Consider the following 3423-nt stretch of genomic DNA (forward strand, 5'->3'; position numbering starts at 1 on the left):
GCTAAAGCAGACAGGGGTTTTGTCGTTTAAGGACGCGAATTGTCCACGCCCTTAAACGACGAGGGCAGCCCCAATCGGCAAACACAAAAAAGCCAGCACCTGAAATCAGGCGCTGGCTTTTTAGTCAGTCATGGATCAGAACTGATAGCTCACCGTCGCACTGACATTGCGTTCCTCGCCCAGGTAACAGAAATTCAGGCTCGCACACGACGCGACATAGGTTTCGTTAGACAGGTTGTTGGCATTAAGCCGAACATCCACACCTTTCAACCCTGCCTTGCCCAAGTCATAACCTATCGACGCGTCAAACAAGGTATAGGCAGGTACCTTCATGGTGTTCTCTGCATCCGCCCAGCTGTACCCGACGTAACGTACCCCGCCCCCGAGACGCAAGCCATCCAAGGCCCCGCTATTGAACTTGTAGTCTGCCCATACCGACGCCATGTGACGAGGTGCTTGGGTCGGTGAGTTACCTTTGTTTTCTATCAGATTGTCAGCCGTGCTCAAGGTACTCACCATCGACTTGGAGTACTTGATATCCGTGAAGGTGTAGCTGCCCAAAACCTTCAGGCTGTCGGTCAGTTGCATATGGGCTTCCAATTCAAGCCCTTGGGAGCGCACAGCACCTACAGCCCGATAGAAATTCTCTTGCGGCAGTTTGGTTGCCAGATTTTCCTGGTCGATGCGAAACCACGACGCCGTGAACAGGTTATCGGTGCCTGGCGGTTGGTATTTCAAGCCCGCCTCCCATTGTGTGCCATCGGTCGGTGCCAGCGGGTTGCCGGCGCTGTCGGAATAGGAGTTCGGGTTAAAGGATTCTGAATAGCTGACATAGGGCGCCAGGCCGTTATCAAAGAGGTACAACGCCCCTGCACGCCCTGTGAGCTTGGTCCGCTTGTCACTGATCTCGGTACCCACGGGGCGGCTCGCCTCCGCGATGCGGTTTTCATCAGACGTCTGCACCCAGTCTTGGCGCAGCCCGAGAGAGAACCGCCACTTATTCATTTCGACCAAGTCTTGCAGATAGACGCCAGTCTGCTCCAGCCGCCGCAAGTAGCTGGTCGGGCTGTAGTAGCTGATAGCGGAATTGCCGTATACCGGATTAAACGCGTTGATCGGTTGCAGCGACCCGCTGGTCCAGTCCACCACCGTCTTACGACGTTGATAATCGGCCCCCAACAACACGGTATGTTTGGTCGCACCAGTAAAAATTTCTGCCTGCAGCATGTTGTCGATGATGAACGCATGCAGCTTTTCATCACCTCCCGAATAATAGCGGTTCAGCTCGTTACTGGTCGGTGTGGTCCAGCCATAGGCGTACACCTGATCCAGTTGCACCTTGGAGTCGAGGTAACGGAAATTCTGTCGGGCCGTAAGCGCATCATTGAAGCGATGTTCAAACTGGTAACCGAACGATTGCTGATCACGTTTGTAACCATCGACCCCAGGTTCACCTTCAAAAAAATGACTCGAGATCCGCTGCCCGTTGCGTTGATGCAACGCGCCATCCGCTGGCATCCCCCCGTGATAACCGCCATCAGGGTCATGCTGCAAATAGGCCTGAAGCGTAAGCGAAGTGTCCTCAGTGAAATCGATGCTCAGCGTTGGAGCCAATGCATAGCGTTTCTCCTTGGCATGGTCGAATTGGGTGTCAGACTTGTCCGCTAACCCAGTCAGTCGATAGGCAATGCGCTTGTCGTCGTCCACCGGCCCGCTGAAATCGAAACCCATGCCCCGTTGCCCGTGACTGCCAACTGTCGCTTGAACCTGATGATAAGGTTCGAACAGTGGCTTCTTGCTGGTCAGCGCCACCAGGCCGCCCGGCGAACTGCGTCCATACAGCACGGAAGACGGTCCTTTAAGAATGTCGACCCGTTCCAGAAAGTAGGGATCCACCTGCATCGTGCTGTAGGTACCGCTGTCCCCCATGGACTTCAGGCCATCCAGATAGATGTTGTCGACCGATCCATCGTTGAAACCGCGCATGGCCACGTAGTCATAACGATGGGTTGCGCCATAAGGGTTGGTCAACACGCCAGGTGTGTAACGCATGGCTTGCGCGACGGTCTGGGAGCCCTGGTCGTCCATCTGTTCACGCGTCACCACTGAAACGCTTTGGGAGGTCTCAAGCAGGGCGGTGCTGGTCTTGGTTGCGATTTGGCTATGGGTCGCGTTATAGCCGTCCATGCTGCCCAAGGCATTACCCAGGGCGAAGCCTTTGATGTCAGTGCTGGGCAAAGTCAGCGTGGCGCTTTTCGGCAACACCTGTAGAACAAAGCTGACGCCGTCCTGCGATTCTGCCTGCAACCCCGAACCGGTAAGCAATTGGTTCAAGCCTTGCTCAGCCGAATAGTCACCGTGCAATCCGATCGATTGTTTGTCCTGGGTTTGTAACGGCGTGCTGGAGAGGGTGATACCTGCCTCACGGGCAAACTGATTGAGCACGTCACTCAACGAACCGGCGGGGATATCGTAGTGCCGGTGGATCTGTTCAGTGCCTGATTGCGCGGCGATGCCGACAGTCGGCAGCGCGCCCAACCCCAGTGCCGTCGACAACAGCGCGGCGCGGATGGCGTTGGCTAGCAAAGGGTGGGGTAAGACAGATGAATCGGTTTGAAAACGCACAGTCATGGTCAATATCCGTAGAGGCCGGCGAAGGCAGGTTGAGAGGCTTACTGTCTAAGCCGGGCTCACGGAAAAAAGCCGCCAAAAAAAGTTGATGTAGCACATAAAAAATCAGGTGGACCGTTCCAGGCTCACCCACCAACGTGTGCGATAGCGCACCTGAACCGGGAGTGTCTTGGGCAATATCGCCAACAGCGTGTCGGTGTCTTCCAGGCGGAACACGCCCGACAGCCTCAAATCGCCAACATCGGTCGAACAGCCAAGATAACCCTGTCGGTAGCGGCCCACTTCTGCCAGGAAATCCTCAAGCCGCATGCCTCGTGTGATGATCAATCCGTCGGCCCAGGCCCCTGCATCCATGTCCGGAGGCGGAGCAACGACGGCTTGCGTCTGGTCCACAAGATAGTCCTGCCCCGAGTGGGCCTGAGTGGACAGTCCCCCGGCTGTATGAGGAGAGTGAATGGCCACGTTGCCGCTGACCACACTCAACCGTGTGCAATCGCGCTCTTGGCGTACGGTAAAGCGCCCATCGATGCCTTCGAACAGGCCATGGCGGGTCTTCACCAGCAGGGGCGTTGGCGACACGGCGCCGCAATTGACCAGGATCTCCCCGCGCAGCAACGTGATCAGGCGTTGCTGAGGATCGAAGCTCAGGTCCACTGCGCTGTCGGTATTGAGTTGCAGACGAGTGCCATCTGGTAATTGAATGTTGCGCCGCTCACCCGTGGCGGTGGCGAGGTCGGCCGTCCAGCGCTGCCAGCCCATCAGATCCCTGCCGATCCAGCCTGCCGAGCCCAC

The 3423-nt window shown here is 56.6% G+C and carries 2 protein-coding genes; both read right to left on the reverse strand.

Going from position 1 to position 3423, the window contains the following annotated elements; genetic code table 11:
- Positions 1–135 precede the first annotated feature (135 nt).
- A complete protein-coding gene (locus HX803_RS32105; RefSeq protein WP_178926074.1) occupies positions 136–2631 on the reverse strand; it encodes a TonB-dependent siderophore receptor in 2496 nt (831 codons plus the stop codon).
- A 105-nt stretch (positions 2632–2736) separates the two neighbouring features.
- Positions 2737–3423, reverse strand: a 687-nt coding sequence (locus HX803_RS32110) for a FecR domain-containing protein (protein ID WP_178926075.1), incomplete at its 5' end; no start/stop codon positions are given.

It is taken from the genome of Pseudomonas sp. P7548, from assembly GCF_013386585.1.
GTDB lineage: Bacteria > Pseudomonadota > Gammaproteobacteria > Pseudomonadales > Pseudomonadaceae > Aquipseudomonas.

Coding starts and splice junctions, on each gene's coding strand:
- HX803_RS32105 (WP_178926074.1), bottom strand. CDS start 2,631: ATGACTGTGCGTTTTCAAACCGATTCATCTGTCTTACCCCACCCTTTG.